The sequence below is a fragment of the Azospirillum brasilense genome, from assembly GCF_022023855.1.
Lineage (GTDB): Bacteria > Pseudomonadota > Alphaproteobacteria > Azospirillales > Azospirillaceae > Azospirillum > Azospirillum brasilense_F.
In genome coordinates this window covers 377,037-403,164 of record NZ_CP059452.1, presented here as the reverse complement: position 1 = coordinate 403,164, position 26,128 = coordinate 377,037, and the positions used below count along the sequence as shown (strand labels likewise).

The 26,128-nt window shown below is 67.1% G+C and carries 20 protein-coding genes; 11 read left to right on the top strand and 9 right to left on the bottom strand.

Features of this window, described 5'->3' with window-relative positions; genetic code table 11:
• The first annotated feature begins 6 nt into the window (after positions 1–6).
• The 6 genes from H1Q64_RS28310 to H1Q64_RS28285 all read left to right on the top strand — a co-directional run bounded on the left by H1Q64_RS28310 (position 7) and on the right by H1Q64_RS28285 (position 7,185).
• Positions 7–789, top strand: coding sequence for an enoyl-CoA hydratase/isomerase family protein (locus H1Q64_RS28310; RefSeq protein ID WP_237907222.1), 783 nt, complete (start codon positions 7–9; stop codon positions 787–789).
• 20 nt (positions 790–809) lie between these two features.
• Positions 810–2,813, top strand: coding sequence for an acetyl-CoA carboxylase biotin carboxylase subunit (locus tag H1Q64_RS28305; protein WP_237907221.1), 2,004 nt, complete (start codon positions 810–812; stop codon positions 2,811–2,813).
• 2 nt (positions 2,814–2,815) lie between these two features.
• Positions 2,816–3,715, top strand: a complete 900-nt coding sequence (locus tag H1Q64_RS28300; protein WP_237907220.1) for a hydroxymethylglutaryl-CoA lyase — start codon at positions 2,816–2,818, stop codon at positions 3,713–3,715.
• 31 nt (positions 3,716–3,746) lie between these two features.
• Positions 3,747–4,574: a universal stress protein gene (locus H1Q64_RS28295; RefSeq protein ID WP_237907219.1), complete on the top strand. Its 828-nt coding sequence runs from the start codon at positions 3,747–3,749 to the stop codon at positions 4,572–4,574.
• Between the two features lie 45 nt (positions 4,575–4,619).
• Positions 4,620–6,269, top strand: a complete 1,650-nt coding sequence (locus H1Q64_RS28290; RefSeq protein WP_237907720.1) for an electron transfer flavoprotein-ubiquinone oxidoreductase — start codon at positions 4,620–4,622, stop codon at positions 6,267–6,269.
• A gap of 154 nt (positions 6,270–6,423) precedes the next feature.
• Positions 6,424–7,185 (top strand): SDR family NAD(P)-dependent oxidoreductase, encoded by a 762-nt coding sequence (locus tag H1Q64_RS28285; protein ID WP_014242576.1) that lies wholly within the window; start codon positions 6,424–6,426, stop codon positions 7,183–7,185.
• 26 nt (positions 7,186–7,211) lie between these two features.
• Here H1Q64_RS28285 and H1Q64_RS28280 read toward each other — a convergent pair whose 3' ends face one another.
• Positions 7,212–7,607, bottom strand: coding sequence for a PRC-barrel domain-containing protein (locus H1Q64_RS28280; RefSeq protein WP_237907218.1), 396 nt, complete (start codon positions 7,605–7,607; stop codon positions 7,212–7,214).
• A 104-nt stretch (positions 7,608–7,711) separates the two neighbouring features.
• Here H1Q64_RS28280 and H1Q64_RS28275 point away from each other — a divergent pair, with 104 nt between their 5' ends.
• The 3 genes from H1Q64_RS28275 (at position 7,712) to H1Q64_RS28265 (ending at position 10,902) form a co-directional block, all read left to right on the top strand.
• On the top strand, positions 7,712–8,635 hold the full coding sequence (locus H1Q64_RS28275) for an alpha/beta hydrolase (protein WP_237907217.1): 924 nt from the start codon (positions 7,712–7,714) through the stop codon (positions 8,633–8,635).
• A 117-nt stretch (positions 8,636–8,752) separates the two neighbouring features.
• Positions 8,753–9,415 (top strand): class I SAM-dependent methyltransferase, encoded by a 663-nt coding sequence (locus tag H1Q64_RS28270; RefSeq protein ID WP_237907216.1) that lies wholly within the window; start codon positions 8,753–8,755, stop codon positions 9,413–9,415.
• A 347-nt stretch (positions 9,416–9,762) separates the two neighbouring features.
• Complete coding sequence (locus tag H1Q64_RS28265) at positions 9,763–10,902, top strand: polysaccharide deacetylase family protein (RefSeq protein WP_237907215.1); 1,140 nt, start codon at positions 9,763–9,765, stop codon at positions 10,900–10,902.
• 83 nt (positions 10,903–10,985) lie between these two features.
• Here H1Q64_RS28265 and H1Q64_RS28260 read toward each other — a convergent pair whose 3' ends face one another.
• Positions 10,986–11,453: a MucR family transcriptional regulator gene (locus H1Q64_RS28260; protein ID WP_237907214.1), complete on the bottom strand. Its 468-nt coding sequence runs from the start codon at positions 11,451–11,453 to the stop codon at positions 10,986–10,988.
• A 178-nt stretch (positions 11,454–11,631) separates the two neighbouring features.
• Positions 11,632–12,957: a GH1 family beta-glucosidase gene (locus H1Q64_RS28255; RefSeq protein ID WP_237907213.1), complete on the bottom strand. Its 1,326-nt coding sequence runs from the start codon at positions 12,955–12,957 to the stop codon at positions 11,632–11,634.
• 133 nt (positions 12,958–13,090) lie between these two features.
• Between H1Q64_RS28255 and H1Q64_RS28250 the strand changes: the two genes are divergently transcribed.
• Positions 13,091–14,476, top strand: a complete 1,386-nt coding sequence (locus H1Q64_RS28250; RefSeq protein WP_237907212.1) for a GH1 family beta-glucosidase — start codon at positions 13,091–13,093, stop codon at positions 14,474–14,476.
• Here H1Q64_RS28250 and H1Q64_RS28245 read toward each other — a convergent pair.
• Complete coding sequence (locus H1Q64_RS28245; protein WP_237907211.1) at positions 14,428–16,200, bottom strand: radical SAM protein; 1,773 nt, start codon at positions 16,198–16,200, stop codon at positions 14,428–14,430. The genes H1Q64_RS28250 and H1Q64_RS28245 overlap by 49 nt on opposite strands.
• Positions 16,201–16,372: 172 nt before the next feature.
• Between H1Q64_RS28245 and H1Q64_RS28240 the strand changes: the two genes are divergently transcribed.
• Positions 16,373–18,508: a tetratricopeptide repeat protein gene (locus H1Q64_RS28240; protein ID WP_237907210.1), complete on the top strand. Its 2,136-nt coding sequence runs from the start codon at positions 16,373–16,375 to the stop codon at positions 18,506–18,508.
• Between the two features lie 212 nt (positions 18,509–18,720).
• On the opposite strand, the gene H1Q64_RS28235 is transcribed toward H1Q64_RS28240, so the two are convergent.
• From H1Q64_RS28235 to H1Q64_RS28215, 5 genes are all read right to left on the bottom strand, one after another.
• Complete coding sequence (locus tag H1Q64_RS28235; RefSeq protein ID WP_419468868.1) at positions 18,721–19,254, bottom strand: hypothetical protein; 534 nt, start codon at positions 19,252–19,254, stop codon at positions 18,721–18,723.
• A 155-nt stretch (positions 19,255–19,409) separates the two neighbouring features.
• Entirely contained in the window at positions 19,410–21,053 is a 1,644-nt protein-coding gene (locus tag H1Q64_RS28230) for an arylsulfatase (protein WP_419468867.1), read from the bottom strand.
• Between the two features lie 32 nt (positions 21,054–21,085).
• Entirely contained in the window at positions 21,086–22,009 is a 924-nt protein-coding gene (locus H1Q64_RS28225; RefSeq protein ID WP_237907209.1) for a formylglycine-generating enzyme family protein, read from the bottom strand.
• Positions 22,010–22,674: 665 nt separating this feature from the next.
• Entirely contained in the window at positions 22,675–24,459 is a 1,785-nt protein-coding gene (locus H1Q64_RS28220; protein ID WP_237907208.1) for an ABC transporter ATP-binding protein/permease, read from the bottom strand.
• A gap of 120 nt (positions 24,460–24,579) precedes the next feature.
• Positions 24,580–26,124 carry a DUF6212 domain-containing protein gene (locus H1Q64_RS28215; RefSeq protein ID WP_237907207.1) on the bottom strand — a complete coding sequence of 515 codons (1,545 nt, stop codon included), beginning with the start codon at positions 26,122–26,124 and terminating at the stop codon, positions 24,580–24,582.
• Positions 26,125–26,128 lie beyond the last annotated feature (4 nt).

The following is a 26,128-nucleotide window of genomic DNA, read 5'->3' as shown; positions in this document are numbered from 1 at the left end:
ACGAGCATGAGCGACATTCTGATCGACATCGCCGCCAGCGGCGTGGCCGCCGTCACCATGAACCGGGCGGAGGTCCACAACGCCTTCAACGAGCAGGTCATCACCGACCTGACCGACGCCTTCCTCAGCCTGGGATCGAATCCGGACGTCCGTGTCATCCTGCTGCGCGGCGCGGGCAAGAGCTTCTCCGCCGGGGCCGACCTCGGCTGGATGAAGAAGATGGCGGGCTACAGCCATGGCGAGAACGTCCAGGACGCCATGGGCCTCGCCACCATGCTGCGCACGCTGGACGAATGCCCGAAGCCGACCATCGCCGTGGTGCAGGGGCCGGCCTTTGGCGGCGGGGTGGGGCTGGTCGCCGCCTGCGACATCGCCATAGCCGCCGAGACCGCCAGCTTCGCCCTGACCGAGGTGCGGCTGGGCCTGATCCCCGCGGTCATCAGCCCCTACGTCGTGGCCGCGATGGGCGAGCGTGCCTGCCGCCGCTACTTCCTGACGGCGGAGCGCTTCTCCGCTGCCGAGGCGCTGCGGTTCGGCCTGCTGCACCAGACCGTCCCGGCGACGGAGCTGGATGCCTGCGTGGAGGTGATGGTTCGCAACCTTCTGCAATGCGGCCCGGCCTCGCAGACCGCGGCCAAGGAGCTGATCCGCGCCGTGGCGCGCCGTCCGCTGGACGACACGCTGGTCCACGACACGGCTGAGCGCATCGCCCGCCAGCGCGCGAGCGACGAGGGGAGGGAGGGCGTCGGCGCCTTCCTGGAGAAACGCGAACCCGCGTGGCGGAGCTGAGGCCCATGGTTGAGACAGGCATGTTCGACAAGATTCTGATCGCGAACCGTGGCGAGATCGCCTGCCGCGTCATCCGCACCGCCCGCCGCATGGGCATCCGCACCGTCGCCGTCCATTCGGAGGCCGACGCCCGCGCCATGCATGTGGAGATGGCCGACGAGGCCGTCTGCATCGGCCCGGCGCCGGTCGGCGAGAGCTATCTGCGCGGCGACGTCATTCTTGATGTCGCCAAGCGCACCGGCGCCCAGGCCATCCATCCCGGCTACGGCTTCCTGTCGGAGAACGCAGGCTTCGCCGCCGCCTGCGCCGAAGCCGGCGTGGTCTTCATCGGCCCGCCGATCGAGGCCATCCGCGTCATGGGCTCCAAGGCGGAATCCAAGCGCGTGATGTCCCAGGCCGACGTGCCGCTGGTCCCCGGCTACCACGGCGAGGCCCAGGACCTGGAGACGCTGGCCGCGGAGGCCGAGCGCATCGGCTATCCGGTGCTGGTCAAAGCCTCGGCGGGCGGCGGCGGCAAGGGTATGCGCGTGGTCCGCGCCGCCGGCGAGTTCGCCGACGCGGTGGCCGGCGCCAAGCGCGAGGCCAAGGCCGCCTTCGGCGACGACAGCGTGCTTCTGGAGAAGTATCTGGGCCGTCCGCGCCATGTGGAGATCCAGGTCTTTTGTGACACCCACGGCAACGGCGTCTATCTGTTCGAGCGCGACTGCTCCATCCAGCGCCGCCACCAGAAGGTGATCGAGGAGGCCCCGGCCCCGGCGCTGCCCGACGACCTGCGCCGCCGCATGGGCGAGGCCGCGGTAGCCGCCGCCAAGGCGGTGAACTACGTCGGCGCCGGCACCGTGGAATTCCTCTACGAGGATGGCGGATTCTACTTCATCGAGATGAACACCCGCCTCCAGGTGGAGCATCCGGTGACCGAGAAGATCACCGGCCAGGACCTCGTCGAGTGGCAACTGCGCGTCGCCGCCGGCGGCACGCTGCCGCTGATGCAGGACCAACTCACCCGCCGCGGCCACGCCTTCGAGGCGCGTCTCTACGCGGAGGACCCGCAGCGCGAGTTCCTGCCGGCCATCGGCAAGCTGGTCCGACTGCGTCCGCCCGCCGAAAACGACCATGTCCGCGTCGACACCGGCGTCCGTGAGGGCGACGAGGTCACCATGTTCTATGACCCGATGATCGCCAAGCTGATCGTCTGGGACGAGGACCGCGACGCGGCACTCCGCCGCCTGCGCGTGGCGCTCGCCGCCTACGAGGTGGTCGGGGTCACGACCAACGTGGCCTTCCTCGGCGCCATCGCCGGGCATCCGGCCTTCCGGGCGGTGGAGATCGACACCGGCTTCATCGAGCGGCACCGCGCCGACCTGCTGCCCCCGCCGGCCCCGGTGCCGGACCGCGGGCTGGCCATCGCGGCGCTCAGCGTGCTGCTCCGCCGCAACGCCGACGCCCGCAAAGCCCGCCGCGCCGCGTCGGACCCCTGGTCGCCCTGGCTGTCGGCCAGCGGCTGGCGTCTCAACGACGACAACCACCACGACCTGCGCCTGATGGATGGCGACACGCCGCGCGCCTTGACCCTGCATTTCCGCCCCGAAGGCTACGAGATCGAGGTGGAGGGCCGCCCGGCCATCCGGGCGGAGCGGGTGACTCTCGACGGCGAGACGCTGACCGCCACCATCGACGCGGTGCGCACCCGCGCCACGGTGGTCTGCCAAGGTCTGGACCTGACCATCCTGTCGGACGGGGCGGTGTGGCGCCTGCATCTCGACGACCCGACCGCCCGTGCCGCGGAGCAGGAGGGCGGGTCCGGCCGCCTCACCGCGCCGATGCCGGGCACCGTTGTCCGCGTGCTGGTCGAGCCCGGCCAGACGGTGGAGGCGGGCGCGCCGCTGATGCTTCTGGAAGCGATGAAGATGGAGCACACCATCAAGGCCCCCGCCGCCGGCACCGTCAGCGCCGTCAATTTCGCGGCGGGCGATCAGGTGTCTGAAGGCGTGGACCTGCTGGTCCTCGACGTGGCGGAGGGATGAGCATGCGCCTGCCCAAGAGCGTCCGCATGGTGGAGGTCGGCCCGCGCGACGGCCTCCAGAACGAGAAGCAGATCGTCCCGACGGCGGTGAAGATCGGTCTGGTCGACCGGCTGACCGATGCCGGGCTTACCGCCATCGAGGCCGGCAGCTTCGTGTCGCCCAAATGGGTCCCGCAGATGGCCGACACGCCGGACGTCTTCGCCGGCATCCGCCGCAAGGAGGGGGTGCGCTACGTCGCGCTCACCCCGAACGCCAAGGGGCTGGAGGGCGCGCTCGCCGCACGCGCCGACGAGGTGGCGGTCTTCGCCGCCGCGTCGGAGAGCTTCAGCCAGAAGAACATCAACTGCTCCATCGCCGAAAGCCTCGACCGCTTCGTTCCGGTGCTGGAGCAGGCGAAGGCGCAGGGCGTGCCGGTGCGCGGATACGTCTCCTGCGTGCTCGGCTGTCCCTACGAGGGGGAGATCGCCCCGGTGGCGGTGGCCGAGGTTGCCGGCCGGCTGCTCGAGATGGGTTGCTATGAGGTCTCGCTCGGCGACACCATCGGCACCGGCACGCCGTCCAAGGCCCAGGCGATGATCGCGGCGGTGGCGGAGCGTGTGCCAATGGACCGCATCGCCGTGCATTTCCACGACACCTACGGCCAGGCGCTTGCCAACATCCTGGCGGCGCTGGAGATGGGCGTGGCGGTGGTGGACAGCTCGGTCGCCGGGCTGGGCGGCTGCCCCTACGCCAAGGGGGCGTCAGGCAACGTGGCGAGCGAGGACGTGCTCTACATGCTGAACGGGCTGGGCGTCGGGACGGGGGTGGATCTCGACCGGCTGGTGGCGGCTGGCGCTTATATCAGCGATGCCATCGGCCGACCGACCGCCTCGAAGGTCGCTCGCGCGCGGGGATGTGCGTAAAACACGGGGAAAGAGGGAAGGGAAGGGCGCCATGAGCTTCACGAACCTGCTGGTGCATGTGGACGACAGCGACCGCTGCGGGGAGCGGCTGACCGTCGCCCTGACCCTGGCGCAGAAGCATGGCGCCACGCTGACCGGCCTGTTCGCGCAGAGCGACAGCTCCGGCGCCGGCATCGTCACGCGCAAGGCCGGCCCGGCGCTGACCCAAGCGGCGCAGCGGGCGCGGGACATGTTCGAGGAGAAGGCCCGCGAGGCCGGGGTAACCACCCGCTGGTGGCAGCTCAGCCACGGCGAGTACGGCCATGTGATCGCCGAGACGGTGATCTGCTCGCGCTACGTCGACCTCGCCGTCTTCGGCCAGCACGACCCGGAGGACAGCCGCGTCCCGGCGGACCTGCTCGAGGAGGTGGTGCTGAACGCCGGGCGCCCGATCCTGGTCGTGCCGCACAGCGGCAGCTACCCGCAGCTCGCCGACCGCCCGGTGATCGCCTGGAACGGCAGCCGCGAGGCCACCCGCGCCGTCAACGACGCGCTGCCGCTGCTGAAGCAGGCGAGTTCTGTGCTCCTGCTCGCCTTCCACACCCAGCCACGGGCGGAAGGGGGCGGCAACGTCCCGCAGGTCGATATCCTGGAGCATCTGGCGAGCCATGGCGTGACGGCCACGCAGGAACGCATGACCATCGCCAGCATGACCCCCATGGACGCCGTACTGTCGCGCGCCTCGGACCATGGCGCCGATCTTCTGGTGATGGGCGGTTTCGGCGGCTACGGCGGATCGCTGTTTCCGCTGTTCGGGCGGGGCAGCAACACCCGCCAGATCCTGCGCCAGATGACCCTTCCCGTTCTGTTGTCGCACTGACATTGTTCGCACGAAGCAAGGAAAGAAGAAGAAATGGCTGACGAGATGGCTCGCGATCCGCGCGAGGTGATGGAGTACGACGTCCTTGTCGTCGGAGCCGGCCCGTCGGGCCTGAGCGCGGCCATCCGCCTGAAACAACTCGCCAACGAGGCGGGCCAGGAACTGTCGGTCTGCGTCGTCGAGAAGGGCTCGGAGGTCGGCGCCCACCTGCTCTCCGGCGCGGTGTTCGAGCCGCACGCGCTCGACGAGCTGATCCCCGACTGGAAGGAGAAGGGCGCGCCGCTGACCACCCCGGCCCGTGAGGACCGCTTCCTCTACCTCACCCAGACCAAGGCCCTCAAGTCGCCCTTCGCTCCGCCGCAGATGCACAATCACGGCAACTACATCATCAGCCTCGGCAACCTCGCCCGCTGGATGGCCGGGCAGGCCGAGGAGCTGGGTGTGGAGATCTACCCCGGCTTCGCCGCGGCGGAGGTGCTCTACGATGACAGCGGTGCGGTCAAGGGCGTCGCCACCGGCGACATGGGCATCGGCAAGGACGGCGAGAAGACCGCCAACTACACGCCGGGCATGGAGCTGCACGCCAAGCAGACCATCTTCGCCGAGGGCTGCCGCGGCTCGCTGACCAAGACGCTGTTCGAGCGCTTCGACCTGCGCCGCGACGCCGATCCCCAGACCTACGGCATCGGCATCAAGGAGCTGTGGGAGGTCGCGCCGGAGAAATCCCAGCCCGGCCTGATCGTCCACACCATCGGCTGGCCGATGGACCCCAAGACCTACGGCGGCTCCTGGCTCTACCACATGGAGGGCAACCTCGTGTCGGTCGGCTTCGTGGTCGGGCTCGACTACGAGAACCCGCACCTGTCGCCCTTCGAGGAATTCCAGCGCTACAAGACCCACCCGGCGATCCGCCCGACCTTCGAGGGCGGGCGGCGCATCGCCTATGGTGCGCGGGCGCTCAGCGAAGGCGGATTCCAGTCGATCCCCAAGCTGACCTTCCCCGGCGGGGTGATCGTCGGCGATGCGGCGGGCTTCCTCAACGTGCCCAAGATCAAGGGCAACCACACCGCGATGAAGTCGGGCATGCTGGCCGCCGAGGCGGTGCATGAGCTGCTGTCGGCCGACGCTCCGGCGCGCGAGGCGGTGGCCTATCCGGAGAAGCTGAAGGCGTCCTGGGTGTGGTCGGAGCTGCATGCGGTGCGCAACATCCGTCCGGGCTTCCAGAAGGGGCTGTGGGCGGGTCTGGCCAACGCGGCCTACGAGACGGCGACCAAGGGCAAGTCGCCGTGGACGCTGCACCACCGGCACGGCGACCACGAGACGCTGAGGAAGGCGTCGGAGATGCCGAAGATCGCCTATCCCAAGCCGGATGGCGTGGTGTCGTTCGACCGGCTGTCGTCGGTGTACCTGTCGAACACCAACCACGAGGAGGACCAGCCGGCGCACCTGACGCTGAAGGACGCGTCGGTGCCGATCGCGGTCAATCTGGCGCTCTACGACGCGCCGGAAACGCGCTACTGTCCGGCCGGGGTGTACGAGATCGTGCGGGCGGAGGACGGCAGCGACCCGCGGCTGCAGATCAACGCGCAGAACTGCGTGCACTGCAAGACCTGCGACATCAAGGACCCCACCCAGAACATCAACTGGGTCGTCCCGGAGGGCGGCGGGGGGCCGAACTACCCGGGCGGGATGTGACCTAACCCTCTCCCCTCTGGGGAGAGGGTGGCCCGTAGGGCCGGTGAGGGGGATGTGCAACGTAAGGCGTTCGGCATGAGCGCAACCCCCTCACCCTAACCCTCTCCCCGGAGGGGAGAGGGGACTTCAGTAACGACATCAGGGAGAGAGCGCGATGCAGATCAACGGTCAGGCCGCCATCGTCACCGGTGGCGCCTCCGGCATGGGGGCGGAAACCGCGCGCCATCTGGCGAAGTTGGGCGCCAAGGTCACCGTGCTCGACATGAACGAGGCGGCGGTCAAGCAGGTGGCCGAGGAGATCGGCGGCCTGGGCCTGCTGTGCGACGTGTCGAGCGCGGAATCGGCGGAGAAGGCCGTGGCGGAGGCACGCGCGGCCCATGGCCCGGCCCGCATCGCGGTGAACTGCGCGGGCGTCGCTCCGGCCAAGCGGATCGTCGGGCGCGACGGCCCGATGGCGTTGGACGACTTCCGCAAGGTGATCGAGGTCAACCTGATCGGCACCTTCAACATGCTGCGCCTCGCCGCCGCGGACATGGGCACGCTCGACCCGCTGGAATCGGGGGAGCGGGGCGTGATCGTCAACACCGCCTCCGTCGCCGCCTACGAGGGCCAGATCGGGCAGGCCGCCTACGCCTCGTCGAAGGGCGGCATCGTCGCCCTCACCATCTGCGCCGCCCGTGATCTGGCGCGCAGCGGCGTGCGCGTGATGACCATCGCGCCGGGCCTGATCGGCACGCCGATGCTGCTGAATATGCCGCAGGAGGTCCAGGACAGCCTCGCCGCCACGGTGCCCTTCCCGAAGCGTTTCGGCCAGCCTTCCGAATACGCCCGGCTCGTGCAGCACATCCTTGAGAATGAGATGCTCAACGGCGAGGTGATCCGGCTGGACGGCGCCATCCGCATGGCGCCGCAGTAACGCATTATCGATAGGCTGGATCAGCCTCAATCGTCCCAGATCGGTAGGGTTCCGAACTGCGCGTTCGACAGCGCCGTCGTCAGGCTGCGCCCGTCGTCGCGCAGTTGGTCCAGCCCGACGATGACCTCCTTGTCGCCGATCCCAACGCCATGTTCCACGTCCACCACCACGGCGACCGGCTGCCCGGAGGCGTCCATCAGCACCTCCTCGACCTCGCCGATCTTCGTGCCATCCGGTCCCATGACATCCATATCGTCCAGCTGCCCGACCGTCCGCTTGAGGGACGGCACCATGACGTTGTCGTCCTTCACCTCCCGGTAGGCGTTGGCTGGGTTGGCGATGGCGGCGCTCTGCTGGGCGAGCGAGGGGCCGGCTGCGACCATGACGAGGGCGACCGCCGTTGCGGAAAGGAGCTTTCTCATCGCGTTGCTCTCCTGCTGCTGACCGTGCAACAACATGGCGCCGCGAGCACGGTTCCAACCGATGCGCCGGTCCACACCGTTCGATTGCGCAGGAACCGATGCCGATGCTCCGATTTGCCACGACCATGCTGCTGGTGGCCTTGTCCGGCTTCGGCGTCCAGGCCGCGCCGGTGGAAACCGTGATGGCCGAATCCGTGAAGGAGGCCCGCAAGGTGGAATCTTTCGATCTCCGCGCCGACCGGACGGGCCTGGATTACCGGGTGTTTCTCGTCCGCCCCGTCGAACCGCCGCCACCGGGCGGCTATCCGGTCATCAACCTCCTGGATGGCAACGCGACCGTGCCGATGATGGAGACGGTCATCGGTCCGACCCCGCCGGAGCCCTACGGTTCTGCGGTGATCGTCGGAATCGGCTATCCGATCGACGGGCCGTTCGACGTCCTCCGTCGTTACCGCGACCTGACACCGCCGACCCCGCCGGAGTTCATTCCGCCATCGCGGGACGGAGCCTCCGTCATCGAAACCGGCGGGCGCGACGATTTCCTGGCCTTCGTTGAGACGCAGGTGATTCCAACGGTCGAAACGCGTCTGCCCATCGACCGACAGCGCCGGACCCTGTTCGGTCATTCGCTGGGCGGGCTGTTCTCCCTCTACGTTCTCTACACCAAGGGGGACCTGTTCCAGACCTATGTCGCGGCCGACCCGGCGATCTGGTGGAACGGGCAGGCCATCCTGAAGGAGCAGGCGGCGTTCCTCGATCGAGCAGCGCGCGCGGGCGTGGCGCCCGGCACGGCGCTGCTGATCGAGACGTCCGGCAAGCTGGTGGAACGCCCTTTGCCGCCGGCGGATGCCGAGCGGTTGAAGCGCCTGCGTTCCGGGCAGACGGGGAGGGAGGTTGCGGCCACCCTTGCGACGGTTCCGGGTTTGCGGCTCGCCTTCCATGACTTCGTCGAGGAAAGCCACGGCTCGATGCTGCCGCTGGCCGTGGCCGACGCCCTGCGCTTCGCTTTCGGACGGGCTCTCGACTGACAAGCTGCGGGTGCGTCCATCGGAGACACGGGGGAAAAGCTTTCGGAATCGCCAAGGCTCCCCACATGTGAACGACCGCCCGCAAGGAGCGGGCGGCCAGAGTGGGGAGCGGGTTCCTTGACCGTGCAGTCGATCTTCATGCCCGAGGCCATCTACCGGTACATGCTCGACGCTTCCCTGCGTGAGACCACCATCCAGGCGAAACTGCGCGCCGAGACAGCCAAACTGACCGAGGCCCATTATCAGATCGCGCCGGAGGAAGGCCAACTCCTGGCTTTTCTCGTCGAAATGATCGGCGCGCGCCGGACCTTGGACATCGGAACGTTCACCGGATACAGCGCGCTGACGGTGGCGCTGGCAATGCCGGACGATGGACGCGTCATCAGTTTCGACGTCAACGAGCAGTGGACCTCGCAGGCCCGCGCGATCTGGTCCGAGGCCGGGGTTGCGGACAAGATCGACTTGCGCATCGGACCGGCGCTCGACAGCCTGGACAAGCTCCTCGCAGATGGAGGGGGCGAGTCGTTCGATTTCGCCTTCATCGACGCGGACAAGGAAAACTACGATGCCTACTACGAGCGCTGTCTGTCCCTTGTGAGGCGCGGCGGCCTGATCGTTGTGGACAACACCTTGTGGCGCGGGCGGGTCGCCGACCCCAGCGATCGCAAGTATAAGACCGAGGCCATCCGCGCTTTCAATGCGGCCCGTCTGGAAGACGAAAGGGCGGCCCTGTGCATGCTGCCCGTGGGTGACGGCGTGACGCTCCTTCGGCGTCGCTGAGGAGGGATACGCAAGGTCGACCCATTGGAGCGGAGAGCAGAAGCACGAATCCGGTGTTTGGAGTTTTTTTGGGGGGCTTAGTTGAGTGAGCGCTTAAATTCCATAAGGAGCATTATGGAAAATAAGCCAGGGAAATCCGTGACAACGACCTCTTGGCGCCGATCCTTATGGAGACGTGATAAATTTTGCTCTATCTCATAAGAGGTATCGCCCACACCTGATCTCACTGCGGCGATGTTGATGGTCGATCGCACATGATTTCAGGTTCGGGCCTCTCCACCTCCCACATGTTCGGCCCCGCCATGGCGCGGAGGCAGTCCCGTTTTCGGCTTTTGGCTGCGAGCCTTATGGCATCCGCGCTCTGTGGTGCGGTCGCGATACCGGCCCAAGCGGCGGACCCGTCGCATCTGGCAACCGTCACCACGGTGCGGAAGGACGCGGATGGGAAGCCGTCGGCCAAGATGCTGCAATTCGGCGTTTACCGAACAGAGGCCGACGCCTGGGTTGCCTGGAAGGCGGTTGTCCGGCGCCAACCCGACATGGTCGCCGACCTCGTTCCCCGAGTCTTCATGCAGAAGCCTGAGGTTCCCGACTCCGGTTTCGTCCTGCGGGCCGCTCCCCTGCCCGATCTCGACCCAAACTTCGTCTGCCGCCGAATCGTCGGCGGTGGTGGCAGCTGCCTCGTGGTGGATGCCGCCGTTGAGCAACCGGCAACGGCGGCGCCTGCCGCCGTTGAGGACAACGACCACAACGGTGTCGTGACCTACAGCCCGGACCAGAGCCGGGAAATGCAGGAGATCGAGCGGCAAGCCGCCCGCCTGTCGCGAATCGCCGCCATCGTCCCCGGCAACGATGCCCGGGTGGACATCGGAGCGCTGAAAGCCAGTCGTTGGAACCTCTGCTCCCTGACCTTCGACGATGGACCGCACCCGGCGGTGACCCCGCGCATCCTCGACATCCTGCGCGTCGAGGGGGTGCGGGCAACCTTCTTCCCCATCGGCAACGTCGCGGTCCGCCACCCGCGGATCATTCAGCGAATCGTCCAGGAAGGCCACGAGGTCGGCAATCACAGCCTGACCCACCCGAACATGCGCACCCTGACCACTGAGGCCCAGCGGGCGCAGATTGCGGAAACGAACCGCATCCTGGCCGCTGCGGGCGCCGATCCGGTGCTGTTCCGCCCGCCCGCCGGACGCTGGAACAACGACACGCTGACGGCCGTCGATCAGGAGAAAATGAGCCCGGCGCTGTGGAACGTCGACACGCGCGACTGGTTCACCCGCGACGCTGGCAAGATCATGGCCCAGCTTGAAGCCACCGGCACCATCGGCAGCGTTGTCCTGATGCACACCACCTACAACGCGACGGCGGAAGCGCTTCCCCGGGCCATCGGCCTTCTGCGCACCCGCGGTTGCCGTTTCGTCACCCTGTCGGAATGGATCACCAGCCTGAACAGCCTGGCTACGCCGCGGATCGCGCAACGCTGAAGCCGCTGCGGGCAAAACCGGCGGTCATGCCCGCCGCCCCCTTCCCAAGCGCGGGAAAGGGGCGATTCGGGGCATAGATGCGATCAGGCGACGTTCTTGGCGCGGCCACGGCGGGCCGGCTTGACCGGCGCGGCGGCCTTCTTGCCGAGACCAATCGACTTCGCGAAGGCAGAACGCTGCTCCGCATAGTTCGGGGCGGTCATCGGATAATCCGCGGGCAGGCCCCACTTCCGGCGGTATTCGTCGGGCGTCATTCCATAAGCCGTGCGCAGATAGCGCTTCAGCATCTTCAGTTTCTTGCCGTCCTCAAGGCAGACGATGTAGTCCGGCATCACCGACTTCTTCACCGGCACCGCAGGACGCAGCTCAACCGCTTCCGGTTCCACCGGACGGCCGGTGCCCGACAGACTTTGATGGACGATCCGGATGAGGTTCGGAAGATCATTCACCGCGATCTGGTTCGAGCGGACATAAGACGCAACGATCTTACCCGTCATGGCAACCAGATCGGTGGCCGAATTCTCAGAACCGTCGGTGTCGCTGCTTTGCATGTCAGTTTCCTTCGAGAACGAATGATCCAAGACGGAGGATGGGCAAAGTGATGCGCAAAGCGCAAGCCTGTGCATCAGGTTTAACATGCAAATGTGTAATGTGTTTCATGCAGGACACGCGGACGGGCCTGCCAGTCGAATGGAAATAGTAGGCTTCGATGATAAAATCGCCGCCCGTTCAGGTGGCGGAACGCGCGCGCTTTATCAGGTCGGCGTACCAACGGGCAGAGGCTTTCGGCGTGCGTTTCTGCGATTCGAAGTCGACATGGACGATGCCGAAACGGTTGCCGTAACCGCTTCCCCACTCGAAATTATCCAGAAGCGACCAGACGAAGTAACCGCGCACATCCGCTCCGCCGCGAATCGCTTCATGCATTGAGGCGTTATAGAGCTGCAGATAATTGATTCGGTGCTGATCGACGATGACGCCCGATTCGTCCGGCGAATCGCTGCCGCCGCAACCGTTTTCCGTAATGACGATGGGCATGCGGTAGCGGCGGGTGATCTCCAGCAGCTCGTCGCGGAAGGCGTCGGGGAAAACCGCCCATCCGACACCGTATGTCGGCGAATCGGGTGGGGCTTCACCCCAGCCATAGCCCCAGGTGGTGTCCGGATTCACGCGGGCGAAGATCGGGCCATAGTGATTCAGCCCGAACCAGTCCATGGGCCGGCAGATCCGCGCCATGTCGCCGGCCTTCACGTAAGGCTCGATGGCGCGCGCGACGCGCGGGGGGTAATGGCCGAGAAGCTGGGGGTCGCAGAAGGTCAGGTTCCAATGCTCGTCCAGCAGGGCGGCGGCCTCCGCGTTCTCCGGCTTGCCGCCTTCCGGCAGCACCCGCTGGCGGTTGTGCACCGCGCCGATGGAAGCACTGGGCACCAGGACCCGGATCGCGTCGACCCCGGCCCCATGGGCAAGGTTCACGTGATGGATAGCCCGCAGATGCTGGTCCCGGTCGGTGATGCCGGGAGCCGCCCAGGGAATGGCGTAGCCGAACAGCGTGAAGACGGAGAACTCGTTGAAGGTGATCCAGCGCTTCACCCGGTCGCCGTAACGCCGCGCCAGCAGAGTCGTGTAATCGGCGTACCAGCCGGCGCTGTCCCGGTTGGCCCAGCCGCCGAGATCCTGCAGCGCCTGTGGCAGATCCCAATGATAGACGCACAGCCAGGGCTCAATTCCGGCCTCCAGCACCGCGTCGATCAGGCGGTCGTAAAAGTCCAGCCCAGCCTCGTTGGCTATCCCGCGTCCCCGTGGCAGTACCCTGGGCCACGCCACGGAGAAGCGGTAGGCACCGACCCCGATGTCGCGCATCAGCGCCACATCCTCGGCGTAGCGGTGGTAGTGGTCGCAGGCGACGTCCCCGGTGTCGCCGTTCACCACCCCGCCCGCCGTGCGGCAGCGCGTGTCCCAGATGCTGGGTCCGCGACCGTCCTCCGCCGTGCCGCCCTCGATCTGATAGGCGGAGGTGGAGACGCCCCAAACAAAATCCTTCGGCAGGTCCGCCATCGTCCACTCCATCCGCCCCAATTGCCATACCCATACTACCTTTGGCGGAATGGTCAAGAAACAGGCATAATGACGATTGAACGGTTCGACGGAGCGGTCTCCCTTGGAACATAAGGCTGTGGAACGGCGAGCGATGCCCCTTCTCACCCCCGACTTTCCTGTAGGTTTCCTCTGGGGAACCTCGACCTCGGCCTTTCAGGTCGAAGGAGCCGCGGCGGAAGGCGGGCGGGCGCCCAGCATCTGGGACAGCTTCTGCCGCCTGAAGGGCCGGGTGGACAACGGCGACACCGGGGACGTCGCCTGCGACCACTACCACCGCTACGCCGAGGATGTGGCGCTGATGCGCGACATCGGGGTCGGCGCCTACCGCTTCTCCATGGCGTGGCCCAGGGTGCTGCCGCGGGGACGCGGGATAGCCAACGAAGCTGGGCTGGACTTCTACGACCGTCTGATCGACCGGCTTCTGGAGGCGGGCATCGAGCCCTGGGCCTGCCTCTACCATTGGGACCTGCCGCAGGCGTTGCAGGACCTCGGCGGCTGGGCGAACCGGGACAGCGCCGGTTGGTACGCCGACTACACCGTCCTCTGCGCCCGCCGCTTCGGCGACCGGGTGAGGCGCTGGGCAACCTTCAACGAGTTCTCCGTCTTCACGCTGTTCGGCTACGCGCTCGGCTGGGGCGCCCCCAGCGTGTCCGACCGCGGTGAGCATCTGAAGGTCATCCACCACACCAACCTTGCCCATGGGGCCGGCGTGGACGTGCTGCGCGCTCTGGTGCCGGGCGCCTCCATCGGGGCGGTGCACAGTTTCCAGCCCTGCCGCCCCGCCGACCCGGCGCCCGAGAACGTAGAGGCGGCGGCCCTGTTCGACGAGCTGTGGAATCTGTGTTTCCCCGACGCCCAGATTCTGGGCCGCTACCCGCCGCGCATCGCCCGGGCCATCGAGCCCTATGTCCAGGCGGGCGACATGGCGCGGATCTGCCGGCCGGTGGACTGGCTCGGCATGAACCACTACGCCCCCCTCTTCGCCCAGGCCGAACCGGGTGCCGTCTGGGGTTGCGGATTCGGTGCCCCACCCGAGGGCATGCCGCGCACCGACATCGGCTGGCCGCTCCAGCCCAGCGCCTTCCACGAGGCGTTGATGCACGCCGCCGCGCGCTACCGCCTGCCGATCTACGTGACGGAGAACGGCTACGGCACCAAGGCGCCGGAATCCCCGGACGCGCAGGGGATCGTGATGGACCGGGAGCGGCTGGACTATCTGCAGGCTTGCATCGGCGAGTTGGGCCGGGCGCTGAAGGACGGGGCCGACGTGCGCGGCTATTTCGTGTGGTCGCTGCTCGACAACTTCGAGTGGGGGGGCGGCTACGGAACGCGGTTCGGCATCGTCCATGTGGACTTCGAGACGCAGGCGCGGACGCCGAAGGAATCCGCGAAATGGTACTCCGCGCTGATCGGTGGGCCGCTGGGCGGTCAAACCGCAGCCACGCCGGGGACGGGCAGGTTCGCCGGCCGCTCCTGAATCTCCTCCCCCGTGTAGACCGGGCATTTCCGGCACACGCCGGGCAAGGCGTCTTCGTCGTCGGCCATCATGGCCAGCCTCAGCGCACGGTAGCGCTCGCCGTTCCAGATCTCCTCCAGGCTGCCCTGCCTCAGGTTGCCCATCACCTCGATGCCGGAAATGTCGTAGCAGCACAGCGTCACGTCGCCGTTGGGCCGGATCACCGTTTCCGTGAACGGCGCACCGCAAAAACCACGGCGCCGACCCGAATTCACCTCAACCGCCAGCGCCGCTTCCTCTTCCGTCTGCGTCCAGCCCGGCCACTTGTACGCGTAGTTCGTGGCGATCGACAGGCCGGGAAAATCCTGGATCAGAAAGGCCGGAGTCGCAGCGGTCGGAGGATCCCCCGGGCGGCGCATGATGTTGTTGGAGATGTCCAACTGTACGCCGGCGGGTTCCAGGTACCGGCGCATCAGATTCAGGTTCCGGCGCACCGTGGGATAGTGGGATCCCCGGCGGATGGCATCGTTCTCCTCCGGCGAGCGGCCGTCGATCGAGACGATGATCCGCGCCACGCCGCTGTCCGCCAGTTCGCGGCAACGCTCTTCGGTCACCAGCATGGCGTTGGTGACGAAATGGATCTGATCGATCGACGTCTCGTCCCTCAAACGCCGGATCATCCTTTCCAGTTGGGGATTCATCAACGGTTCCCCGCCCAGATACATGACGCAACTGACCAGCGCCTCGATTCCCTTGAGATCCTGCAGGATTCGCTCGAACAACTCCGGCTTCAGCAAGCGGCGTTCGGTGCTGTGGTACGCCACGCCGGTGGTGCAGTGCCGGCACCGCAGGTTGCATGCGCTGGAGGTCTCGATCCGGACTCTCATCGGCAGCATTGCCGCTCCATGGCTCCCCTGCCCGCTCCAGCCGTTCAGGGTGACGGCAGCGGCTCGCCGGTAGTCATCGACATCGATGCAGCGGAGCACCAGCCGGTGCAGAGCGAGCTTGGCCCCCAGCCTCACGGTGGCGTCGGTGGAGCGGGCCAGGGCGTGCAGGAGAATGCCGGCCTCCTCGATTCGGCCGACCGCCGACAAGGCCAGGCCATGCTCATAGGCAAGAGGCTCCTGCCGAGGATCCAGCCGGCGGGCGCGACCATGCGTCCGTTCGGCGGCGACGGAGTTCCCCAGACCCGTCTCGGCACGGCCAAGCGCCGTCAGCATCGCGGGTTGATGGGGTTCCAGAGCGACCGCAGCCCGAGCCTGGAGCGCCGCTCCCGCGGGATCTCCGATGCGGTTGAGCACCCCTGCCAGATTGAGACGGCTGTTCGCCGCCAGCGGTTGCTGAACGACCGCCAATCGGTAAGCCACCGCGGCCTCCAGCGGCCGCTCCGCCTGAATCAAGGCATTGCCATGATTGAAGTGGCATTCGGGAAAGACCGGCCGAAGCACCGTTGCGCGGCGGTAGGAGTCGAGCGCCTTCCCGAGATCGCCGGTTTGCCGGAACGCACCGCCGAGCACGTGCAGGGCCTCCGCCGAGCCGGGATTGGCCGCAACCGCGCAGGACAGGCGCGCACAGGCCGCCTTGGCGGTACCGGACTGCAAGGCGACCAGCCCCCACAGACGCAACGTGTCCGCATGGTCCGGCACGGCGTCGAGCACGGCACGGTACGCCGCATCCGCTTCCGGCAGGCGCCCTTGCTGATGCAGAGCCACCGCCTGCCGGAAGCTCAAGGAAAGATCCTGCATGACCGCTGCCTCTCGCTCCCGCGCCTTGACCTTGGACCACCGCGGCTCAAGGAAACCCTGTCGCAACGGGAAAGGCAATCCTGCGAAATCACCTTTTGGCGTGATTGTTGAGCACGAAGGCCGCCCCGGGGTAGAAAAGCCAGTCGGCCCCTTCAAATCAGGGACGTTCCCCATGAACGCGCCAATTCCTTCCGAGACGCTTCTAGCGAACGCCGTGGCCCTGCACCGGACCGGCAGGCTCGTCGAGGCCGAGCCGCTTTACCGGACGCTCCTGGAGCGGCAGCCCGGTCATCCCGACGTGCTGCATCTTCTCGGGGTGCTGCGAAGCCAAGCCGGCGACCCCGCGGAAGGGGTGTCCCTGATCACCGACGCCATCGCCCGCCGCAGCAACGTCGCCGCCTATCACTCCAACCTCGCGCTCGCCCTGAAGGCCCTCGGACGCTTTGATGACGCGGAAGCGGCCCTGAGGAGCGGCCTCGCCCTGGCTCCGGGGGCTGGACCGCTGATCGCGCTCGGAGGCTTGTGGCGGGCCGGCGGACGCCACGCCGAGGCCTTGGCCGCCTACCGCACCGCCCAGATCATCAATCCGGGTGACGGCGCCGCCCAAGAGGGGATCGCCCACACGACCGCCGAACTGGACGCGGCCGGGTGCGCGACGGGCGAGCCCAAGCCGTCCGACACCACCCTGACGGCCTACCGCCGGGCCTTCCGGCTCCGCCCGGCGGCTCCCTTCGCGGCCTTCAATCTGGCCTTGACCCTCCAGAGAGCGGGCGACTCCGGGGCTGCCATTCCCACGTTCCAAGCGGCGGCAGCGCTCGATCCATCGGCACCGGCGGTGCTGTCCGGACTGGGGCTGGCCCTGTTGTCGGCGCGACAGGCGGACCGGGCCAGCGCCCTGCTCGCGCGGGTGGTCCGGTTGCGTCCCGACGACGCGCAGGACCGATTTCACTTGGCCGAGGCGGCGCAGGCGGCGGGCGATGCCGACCGGGCCGCAGCGGCCTACGGGGACTCGGCGGCCCTGCAGCCCACAAACCATACGGCTTGGGAAAACGCAGCCCTTCTCGATGCACGCGGAGACAATGGCTCCGCTCTCGCCGCCCATGCCCATGGCATGATGGCCGCGGCGCGGGCGGAGCATCTGTTCTGGAAAGCCCCTGTGTACATCGCCATGCATGTGGCGAACGACCGGATCGGGGCGGGGCAACCGGACGCCGCAAAGCGGGCGCTCGACCACTTCCGCCAGGCGGCGGCGATCGAAAACCGGGAGTTGCTGCCCTGGATCGACTTTCTGCGCGGTTCGCTGCTCCTGCGGATGCCGGGGAGCGAGGAGGCGGGCCGGGCAATGCTGAAGGCGCTGGTCCCCGCCCTGCCCTTCCTGCGCCACGTCACCTTCGGCGACGAATTCGATGCCCTCTGCCGGTCGGTGCCGCTGGCGGAGCTTGCGGACTACCGGGCCGGCTTCCAATCGGAACCGGCCGCCGGCGGCGTGGGACCTCTCCTGTTCGCCGCCTGCGACGACCGTTTCCTGAAGCTGTTCGCGGCCCCCCTTCTGCTGACGGTGGATGCCTTCTGCGGCGAGGGGCAACGGATGCACATCCACGTCGCGGACCCCGGCCCCGACATCGCGGAGGTGGTCGCCGGCCTGCGGGCGTTGCTGCGGCGCTGCCGCCTGACCGTCAGCACGGAACGGACGCCGCCGGATCTCGATCCGATCAGCCGGCGCACCCTCTACACCTGCCTGCGGCTGATGAGGGCACCGGACGTGCTGGACCTCCATGGGCGCCCACCGCTGGTGATGATCGACATCGACGCCCTGCTGCCGATCGACCCGCGTCGCCTTGTCGAGGCCATGGCGCCGGATGAGGAGGCGATGCTCATCCATCGGCCGGACAGCCTGGACTATCTCTACAACACCATCAGCAACGGACTGATCGTGCTGCGCCCAAACGAATCCACACGGGAGGTTCTGGAGCGCACGGCCACTGCCCTTCTGCATTGGATGCGACAGCGCAACATGGCCTATTTCCTCGACCAGATCGCCCTGATCCAGGGATTCGCGGATGTGGAGCGCCGGCACGGCCCGGTCAGAGTTCTGCCCATCGAAGAGTTGAGCCGCCGCCTCGGCGTCTCCGATGTCTTTCTGCCCTTCTTCGACGAGAAGCACCGCGCCGGCTTCACAGACCAGCTGTCCGCGCTGACGACGCGCATCCATGAGGAAACGCTGACCGACAATCGGTCCGGGGAGGAGCGCCGCGCGGCCTTGACCGGTCTGGTGCGCCGGCTGCAAGCCGCTGTGCTCTCCCGGTAGAGCCCGGTAGCTGTAGCGGCCCGCAATCATCGACGGTCCAACTTGATTTTATCGGTCATTTCCGGCCCACAATCGGTGAGAGCCTCGCTCCCAGAAAACCTGAATTATCTGAGATCGTACCCTCATTGCGCGAGACGGGATAATTTATCGCGATCAGCTTGGCAGGCCGGCCGCTCGCATGCTTTGGGCAAGCTCCTGGGTGCGCGCTTCGATCATGTCGCCGAGCCCGACGCCTTCGGCCGCGCAGGTCGCGAGCAGTCGGCGGATGTAGGGAACCTGGTGATTGGCCATACCGTTGAACTCGAAGATGACGGTGCGGTAGCGGATCTCTTCCATGGTCGGCCGCCGTGGGTCGTTGCACAGCTTGTAGGATGCCCAACCAGCACCACCGATAGCATGCCGCCGCCATCGGTGATCACGTCCATCAGCCGCTTCCAGCCGATCAGCGTCTTGCCGTGCAGGTCATGCGCCTCATCGACGAACAGGGCCACCGGCTTGCGGCCGCGATGGACGAGCTGTTGCAACTCCCGCTTCTCTCCCAGCATCGGAATTCTGGGTTCCTTGTCCGGCGAGAGATCGTGGAACAACGCCCCAATCAGCGTCGGAATGGTAATGCGGTCCTCGTCCACCGACAGGCTCCTGGAAACGGTCACTTTGCCTTCACGGCTAAGATCGCCGCGATGACGGTAAGCAGCTCTTTCGTTCCAGTGGAGCGCCTTGGAATCGTTTTCGAGGGGACGTTCCATGCACGCCAACGCCAAACACGATGGATACAAGCGCCTCCACGAAGGGTGCGATGGGCGACCGAAGGGTCGCCAATCATGTGCCCCCCTTGCCTGGAGCCGTCGCAGCAAGCCCGGCCGCCACCCGACAAGGATGACGACCGGGGTGCCGTGGTTGATCACTGCGCCTCGCGCAGTTTCGCCTCGATCTTGCTCAGGTTGAAGGAACCCGGACTCTGGCTCGGTGGATAGTCCTTCATGCTCTGGAGGAACTGCGCCGCGAGGCCCTGGATTGGCACGAGGACGAAGGCTCGATCGAGAAACCAGTCGTTGTAGGTGTTGGCGTTGTGCTGCGCCTTCTCGAAGGGGTCGCGCCGCAGGTGGAACAAGAGCGGTACGCGCAACTCGGTGAACGGCTCACGCCAGACGCCGAAGGCTTGGCCGCGGTTTTCCAGGAACACGACCTTCCAATCCTCGTACCGGGCGGCCACGATTTGCCCATCGTCGTTGACGTACCAGAATTCCTTGCGCGGCGATTCCTTGGTTTTGCCGCTCAAGTAATCCAGCATGTTGTACCCGTCCAGATGCGCTCGGTATTGCCGGCCCGCAAAGCTGTCGCCCTTCAACAGGCGCTCCTTGACATCCGGCATCCCGGCGGCGGCCAGGAAGGTCACCATCCAGTCCTCGTGGGCGACGATGCCGTTGACCGTCTCGCCCTGGAGAAAGTGGTCGGGCCAGCGAACAAAGGCCGGCACGCGGTACGCACCCTCCCAGTTGGAGTTCTTCTCGCTGCGGAAGGGGGTGGTGCCGGCGTCGGGCCAGGTGTTGTAGTGTGGGCCGTTGTCGGTCGAGTAGAGCACGATGGAGTTGTCGGTGATGCCGAGCTCGTCGAGCTTCTTGAGAAACGTTCCGACCATGGCGTCGTGCTCGACCATGCCGTCACTGTACTCGTCCTGACCAGACTTGCCGCGGTTCGCTTCCTTGACGTGCGTGCGGAAATGCATGCGCGTGGCGTTCCACCAGCAGAAAAACGGTTTCCCAGCCTTTACTTGGCGATCAATGAAGTCGAGCGCCGCCGACGCCGTCTCCTCGTCGATGGTCTCCATGCGCTTTTTGGTTAGGGGGCCGGTATCCTCGATCGGGCCGTCGGCGGTCGCCTTGATGACGCCGCGCGGTCCGAAGCGCTTCCGGAACTCGGGGTTCTTCGGGTAATCGATGTTTTCGGGCTCCTCTTCCGCGTTGAGATGATAGAGGTTGCCGAAGAATTCATCGAAGCCGTGCGCGGTCGGCAGGTGCTCGTCGCGATCGCCGAAGTGGTTCTTGCCGAATTGCCCTGTTGCATAGCCCTGGGCCTTCAGCAGGGCGGCGATGGTCGGATCGCTCGTCTGCCAGCCTTCCTTGGCGCCGGGGAGGCCGACCTTGGTCATGCCGGTCCGCACCGGCACCGTTCCTCCCAGGAAGGCCGCGCGGCCGGCGGTGCAACTCTGCTGACCGTAATAGTCGGTGAAGGCCACGCCTTCCTGCGCGATGCGGTCGATGTTCGGCGTGCGATAGCCCATCGCCCCGCGGCTGTTGTGGCTGATGTTCCAGGTGCCGATGTCGTCCCCCCAGATGACCAGGATGTTCGGCCGCTGTCCGGCGGGTTGCCCATTGGGTGGTGCCGGTTGCGGCGGTGCCGATGCGGGCTGGCCCGATGCATCGGGGCCCACCGCGGTCACCGCGAGCATCGCCGTGCCCGCAAGCAGGACGTTGCGCCGGTTCGGTTTCCCCCCGTCAGGGGTTTTCGGGGGTGCCTGATTTCCGGAATGCTCCTTGCTGCTCATCACCTTCCTCCACCGTTGTTCGAGGCCGGCTTTCACGGAGTGGTCGTGGTCCGGACGACGCACCGGAAGCCGACGTGACTCATGGACGTGTCAATCGGCTCCGGTTGACGGGCGGCTGGACGGTAGCGGCGGCAGTAGCTTGGGGCGCACAGATGCGAACCGCCCTTCACGACCTTGCGCGGGATCCGGATAGCCGGCTGACATGGGTCATGGCTCGCCTCCTCGCGCCCGCCGAGCGGGTTCTGCGGAATGCAGCAGGGCTTGGCCGCGGCGGCAGGGTGCCTCGGCTCGTACCAGTCGGATGTCCATTCCCAAACGTTGCCGATCATGTCGTACAAGCCGTAGCCGTTCGGTGGGTAGGCAGTAACCGGCGATGTCCGCTCGTACCCGTCCTCGCGCGTGTTCTGGTACGGGAAGGCACCCTGCCAGATGTTGGCCATGTGCCGACCGCCGGGAGCAAGTTCGTCGCCCCAGGCGAACTCGGCGCCATCGAGGCCGCCCTGGGCCGCGTATTCCCATTCGGCCTCCGTCGGCAGGCTTTTACCAGCCCAGGTCGCATAGGCGTCCGCGTCGGAATAGGCGATATGCACCACCGGATGATCCTCCAGGCCCCGGATCGAGGAGCCTCGCCCGTAAGGACGCCGCCAGTTGGCGCCGAAGGTGAACGTCCACCATTGACGCAGGTCGTCCAGCGGAACCGGATGAGGCGGGGGGCTGAAGACGAGGGACCCGGCCTTGAGCATGTGCGGCAGGGCACCAGGGTAGTCCCTCGGGTCGGGCGGCCGCTCCGCCACGGTGACGTGGCCCGTGTCCTTGACGAAGCGCCGGAACTGACGGTTCGTGACTGGTGTCCGGTCGATCCAGAAGCCGTCCACGCTCACCTGATGGACCGGCGCCTCCTCCGGATAGTGTCTTTCGGAGCCCATGCGGAATGTGCCACCGGCAATCCACACCATTCCGGAATCCGGAGAGGGCCTGCGAGAGGGGTGGACCGTCGGTCGCGGGGTGACAGCGGCCATGGCAGGTAGCCCCCAGGTTCAGGCGAAGGCAAGATTGTTGCGCAGGGCAAGCAAATTATCCTGGTCAAAAATGGGAGCGATCACGCCGTATTTGGGCGATTGCCCTCCACTTCCACGATGGGTAGACACCCGGACGTTAGGCCGATTCTTTCGTCAATCCGTATCTTTATGCCAGAACGTTGATTTTATCATTTCGCCAGTGCGCAAAACATTTTGCGATCCACTGTGCTGTCTTGAAGCCGGCCGGCCAAATACCCGTTGAATCACCGACACCGCACAGGCTGCCAAACCGGCGAAAGAGCAAACCGCCATAGCTCACGATCACAGCGGCTGCAGGCGCCTCGCGACTTCCCAAAGCTCCTGAAACGGCAACTGCGTCATACCAGCAACGGGCAACAGCAACGCAATTCCAAGCGGGACGATAGCTGTCCGACTACAGGTGCAGTCTGCCGATTCGATCGCGCCAGTCCGAACCGTCGCGCGCAATTCGGTCCCAGCCTGCTGATTGCAGGTTCGTCTCACCGAATGTGAACCGGAAACGGCGGGTGAAATCGGGTTGGACCGTCAATGATTGCAGGCCGCTAGAGGTAGCAAGGCGCCCCCTACTCCGCGACCGCCGCGATCCTCCGGTCCCCGCAGGGCTCCTCACGCATGCGCACCGTGTCATCGCGTCGCTCCAGCACCAGCTTGCGGCGGTGGTGTGCCTCCAGGCCGGGGTGGCTGCCGATGGTGATCAGGGTGGCGGCGGGGAACTCACTGTCGATCAGGCGCAGCATCGCCTCCTCGGCCCGCGGATCGAGGCTGTCGGTGGCGTCCTCCAGGAAGATCCAGTCCGGACGGCGGATCAGCAGGCGGGCGAAGCCCAGCAATTGCTGCTCCGACACCGCCAGAACCTCGTCCCAGCTGTCGGACTCGTCCAGCCGGGCCCGGAGGTGGCCGAGGCCGACCCGATCCAGCGCCGCGGCCGCCGCGGCATCGCCGACCGTTTCCGCCCCCAGGGGGTAGCTGAGGGCGGCGCGCAGCGTGTCGTGCGGCAGATAGGGACGTTCGGCCATGAAGAACACGCGGGTGAGCGCGGGCAGAACGATGCCTCCCCCGCCCCAGGGCCAGACCCGCGCCACCGCCCGGAACAGCCGGACCGCCGCCGCCGCGTCGCCGACGATCAGCACGCGCTCGCCGGGGTGGATCTCCAGATCGAAGGGTTCCACCACGCGCCGCCCGTCCGGCTCGGCAATGGACAGCCCGCGGAAGCTCAGGCAGTGCTCGCCGTCGCTGCGCTCCACGGTGATGCGCTCCGTTCCCTGCCCATCGATCTCGCGGTCCAGGCGCTGGAGCGCCTCGTGCAGGCCCAGCACACGCTCCACCGACGCCTTCCATTCCGCCGCGCGGGCAAGGTTGTCGATGGGCCAGGACAGGGCGCCCACCGTCTGCTGGAAAGCCTGCGCCGTCTGCATCAGCACGCCGAGCGAAATGGCCCCGGCGATGTAGCTGGGCGAAGCGACCAGGATCGGGAATACGGCGGACAGCACCGAATAGGCGGCGCTGAAGACCATCATGTTGGACAGGGCGTGCGTCTGGCCGTTCCAGCCCCGCTGCACCCCGCCGAACAGCACGGCCAACCGGTCGCGTTCACCCGACTCCCCATGCAGGAGCGCCACGTCCTGCGCGTTCTCGCGCACGCGGGCAAGGCCGAAGCGGAAGGAGGCCTCGTGCCCCTGCCGGCGGTTCACCGCCCTCACCAGCGGCTTTCCCATCAACAGGGCGATGCTCGTCCCGACGGCCGCGTAGAGCAGCGCGATGTAGAGCAGATAACCCGGCACGTGGACGGTGCTTCCGGCCAGCGTCACCTCCGGCGAACCGGACAGCCGCCACAGGATGTTGGTGAAGCTGATCAGCAAAAGCGCGCAATAGGACAGCGACAGGGCGAGATCGATCGCCGCCTCGGTGGCAATGCGGATGTCCTCGGCGATGCGCCCGTCCGGGTTGTCGTGGTCGCCGGGCAGGTAGGTCACCTGATGCTGCCGGCCGCGCGTCAGCCAGTCGCCCAGCAGCTTCTGCGTCAGCCATGTCCGCCAACCCAGTTGCAGACGGCGCTTCACCCGCAGATGCAGGATGGTGTTGACGATGTTGAACAGGATGATCCCGCCCGCCGCCGCGATCATCAGCACGAAGCGGTCCATGGAGCGCTGCTCCAGCGCATCGAACAGATGCTGGCTCCACAGGTTCAGCAGGATGGGAACCACCACCTGCCCGACCGTCAGAAGCCCCAGCGCCCCGGCGAGGAGCCACACCGTCCAGTTCCGCCCGCCCGACCAGAAGCCACCGGCAAGATGAAGGAAACGGCGGGTGAAGCCGGACCGGTCCGGCGTCCTGGACGCGATCGACATGGCCCTTCCACCCCCTGGGCTTGAAGCAAGACCTCCTTTACCCTAACGAACAGTTTATTACCAACAGCTTGCCCCGCAGCGCACCAAAGGTTTGATGCACTGCCACAAAGTCATAGCCGGTCACGGCGTGGCGGCAACCCCGTCCATCACCGGCAGCGCGGGCGGGGTGGTCCAGGCGGTGCGGGAATCAATCTCCACTTCGAAATCGGAAAAGATGGTGCGTCCGTACAGACCGTGGCCGCGGTCCGGGATGTCGGTGAAAAGATGGAGCGCCATTGGACCCGACCAGGGCGCCGCCAGGGCCGCCGACAGGTCGAGCGGACGGCGCGGCTCCTCCAGCACCGTCCAGCCGCTGGAGGCAAGGATGCCTTCCTCCCGTTCCGCCTCGTCCACCGTCAGCGACGGCGGTGCCACCACCAGCTTGCAGGCAATGGGGGAGCGGCAGCGCGGATCGTCGATCACCGCCCGCGCCCGCACCGCCACGGCGCCCGGAACCTCGTCCAGCGGGATGTGGCCCGCCGTGACGACGCCATGGAGCGGGTGGAGCAGGACGCGCCCGCCGCGCAGCAGGCCGAACCAGGGGAAGGTCGCCTCGAACTCGCGGCCCTTGCGCAGTTGCGCCAGCACCGGCTGGGTCAGCGGCCAGACCATACGGTCCGGCGCGGGATGCGGCGCCAGATGCGCCGCCGCGCCATACTCCAGCCCCGGCAGCCCGCCCCACAGCCGCAGCGCCAGCATGGCCGGCTGCCCGACGGCGCGGGCCGGCGGCGCGACGGCATATTCGTCGAGCAGACCGGCCTGGGCCAACGACAGACGCGGCGCCTCCGTCACCACCCCGATGGCGCCGATCCGCAGGTCGAGAAGCCGATCCATCCGGGTGGAGGCGGCGGGCAGGCGCAGCGACAGCCAGCCGGACCGCAGGTCACCGAAGGACAGCCTCCATTCCGCAAGGGTCTCGCCGGTCTCCGCCCCGACCAGGGCAACGGCGAGCGCCCCGCTTCCCTTCGGTGCCTGGTCGAGATGCAGGTCAAGTCCCACCAGCCCCCGCGCACCCGCCGGCAGGCGCTGCACGATTTCGGCCGCTCCCGCGGTGTTCCGGCCATGGCGCAGCGGCACCGGCAGCGCTCCCACCGGGCGCGGCGAGGCGAAGATTAGCCGCGGCGGGCTGAGGCGCAGGGCGTCCAGAAGTTCCACCGCCTCGGGCGGCAGGCGGGCGGAGCGGCCCCACTCCTCCCGCAAGGTGGACAAGGTCTGCTGAAGCCCGGCGTTGCGGCGGTGCAGCCCGTCGATTTCCCCGAAAGCCTGCGCCAACAGGCCATGCAGCAGTGTGGACCCATCGCCCGTCATCTGCGGCGGCACGCTGTCCGGTCCGCCGACCTCTTCCCACCAGCCGAGCAGCCGCTCGGTGTCCCGCCCCGCCGCCTCGTCGCCGGACCACAGCGCCCGGACGGCGGCGGGCGGGATCGCCAGCGCGCGCAACGCCTCGCCCTCTTCCGGCTCGATGCCCCCGGACAGCAGCAGATAGCCGCCGTCGTGACGGACCAGCCGCAGCAGGCGAAAGGGCACGGTGCCCGCTTCCAAACTGGTGCCCATGCCGACGGCGATGATCTTCGGCGTGCCGTCGTAGAGGGAGGCGAACTGGGCCGCAGGGGCGGAGAGCTTCATGACG

Bases quoted from the DNA above. Each gene is read 5' to 3' on its own strand.
- H1Q64_RS28255 (WP_237907213.1), bottom strand. From the start codon at position 12,957: ATGGCGGACCTGCCGAAGGATTTTGTTTGGGGCGTCTCCACCTCCGCC.
- H1Q64_RS28230 (WP_419468867.1), bottom strand. From the start codon at position 21,053: ATGAGCAGCAAGGAGCATTCCGGAAATCAGGCACCCCCGAAAACCCCT.
- H1Q64_RS28305 (WP_237907221.1), top strand. From the start codon at position 810: ATGTTCGACAAGATTCTGATCGCGAACCGTGGCGAGATCGCCTGCCGC.
- H1Q64_RS28240 (WP_237907210.1), top strand. From the start codon at position 16,373: ATGAACGCGCCAATTCCTTCCGAGACGCTTCTAGCGAACGCCGTGGCC.
- H1Q64_RS28280 (WP_237907218.1), bottom strand. From the start codon at position 7,607: ATGAGAAAGCTCCTTTCCGCAACGGCGGTCGCCCTCGTCATGGTCGCA.
- H1Q64_RS28300 (WP_237907220.1), top strand. From the start codon at position 2,816: ATGCGCCTGCCCAAGAGCGTCCGCATGGTGGAGGTCGGCCCGCGCGAC.
- H1Q64_RS28285 (WP_014242576.1), top strand. From the start codon at position 6,424: ATGCAGATCAACGGTCAGGCCGCCATCGTCACCGGTGGCGCCTCCGGC.
- H1Q64_RS28260 (WP_237907214.1), bottom strand. From the start codon at position 11,453: ATGCAAAGCAGCGACACCGACGGTTCTGAGAATTCGGCCACCGATCTG.
- H1Q64_RS28290 (WP_237907720.1), top strand. From the start codon at position 4,620: ATGGCTCGCGATCCGCGCGAGGTGATGGAGTACGACGTCCTTGTCGTC.
- H1Q64_RS28220 (WP_237907208.1), bottom strand. From the start codon at position 24,459: ATGTCGATCGCGTCCAGGACGCCGGACCGGTCCGGCTTCACCCGCCGT.
- H1Q64_RS28215 (WP_237907207.1), bottom strand. From the start codon at position 26,124: ATGAAGCTCTCCGCCCCTGCGGCCCAGTTCGCCTCCCTCTACGACGGC.
- H1Q64_RS28275 (WP_237907217.1), top strand. From the start codon at position 7,712: ATGCTCCGATTTGCCACGACCATGCTGCTGGTGGCCTTGTCCGGCTTC.
- H1Q64_RS28295 (WP_237907219.1), top strand. From the start codon at position 3,747: ATGAGCTTCACGAACCTGCTGGTGCATGTGGACGACAGCGACCGCTGC.
- H1Q64_RS28265 (WP_237907215.1), top strand. From the start codon at position 9,763: ATGGCATCCGCGCTCTGTGGTGCGGTCGCGATACCGGCCCAAGCGGCG.
- H1Q64_RS28250 (WP_237907212.1), top strand. From the start codon at position 13,091: ATGCCCCTTCTCACCCCCGACTTTCCTGTAGGTTTCCTCTGGGGAACC.
- H1Q64_RS28310 (WP_237907222.1), top strand. From the start codon at position 7: ATGAGCGACATTCTGATCGACATCGCCGCCAGCGGCGTGGCCGCCGTC.
- H1Q64_RS28235 (WP_419468868.1), bottom strand. From the start codon at position 19,254: ATGGAACGTCCCCTCGAAAACGATTCCAAGGCGCTCCACTGGAACGAA.
- H1Q64_RS28225 (WP_237907209.1), bottom strand. From the start codon at position 22,009: ATGGTGTGGATTGCCGGTGGCACATTCCGCATGGGCTCCGAAAGACAC.
- H1Q64_RS28245 (WP_237907211.1), bottom strand. From the start codon at position 16,200: ATGCAGGATCTTTCCTTGAGCTTCCGGCAGGCGGTGGCTCTGCATCAG.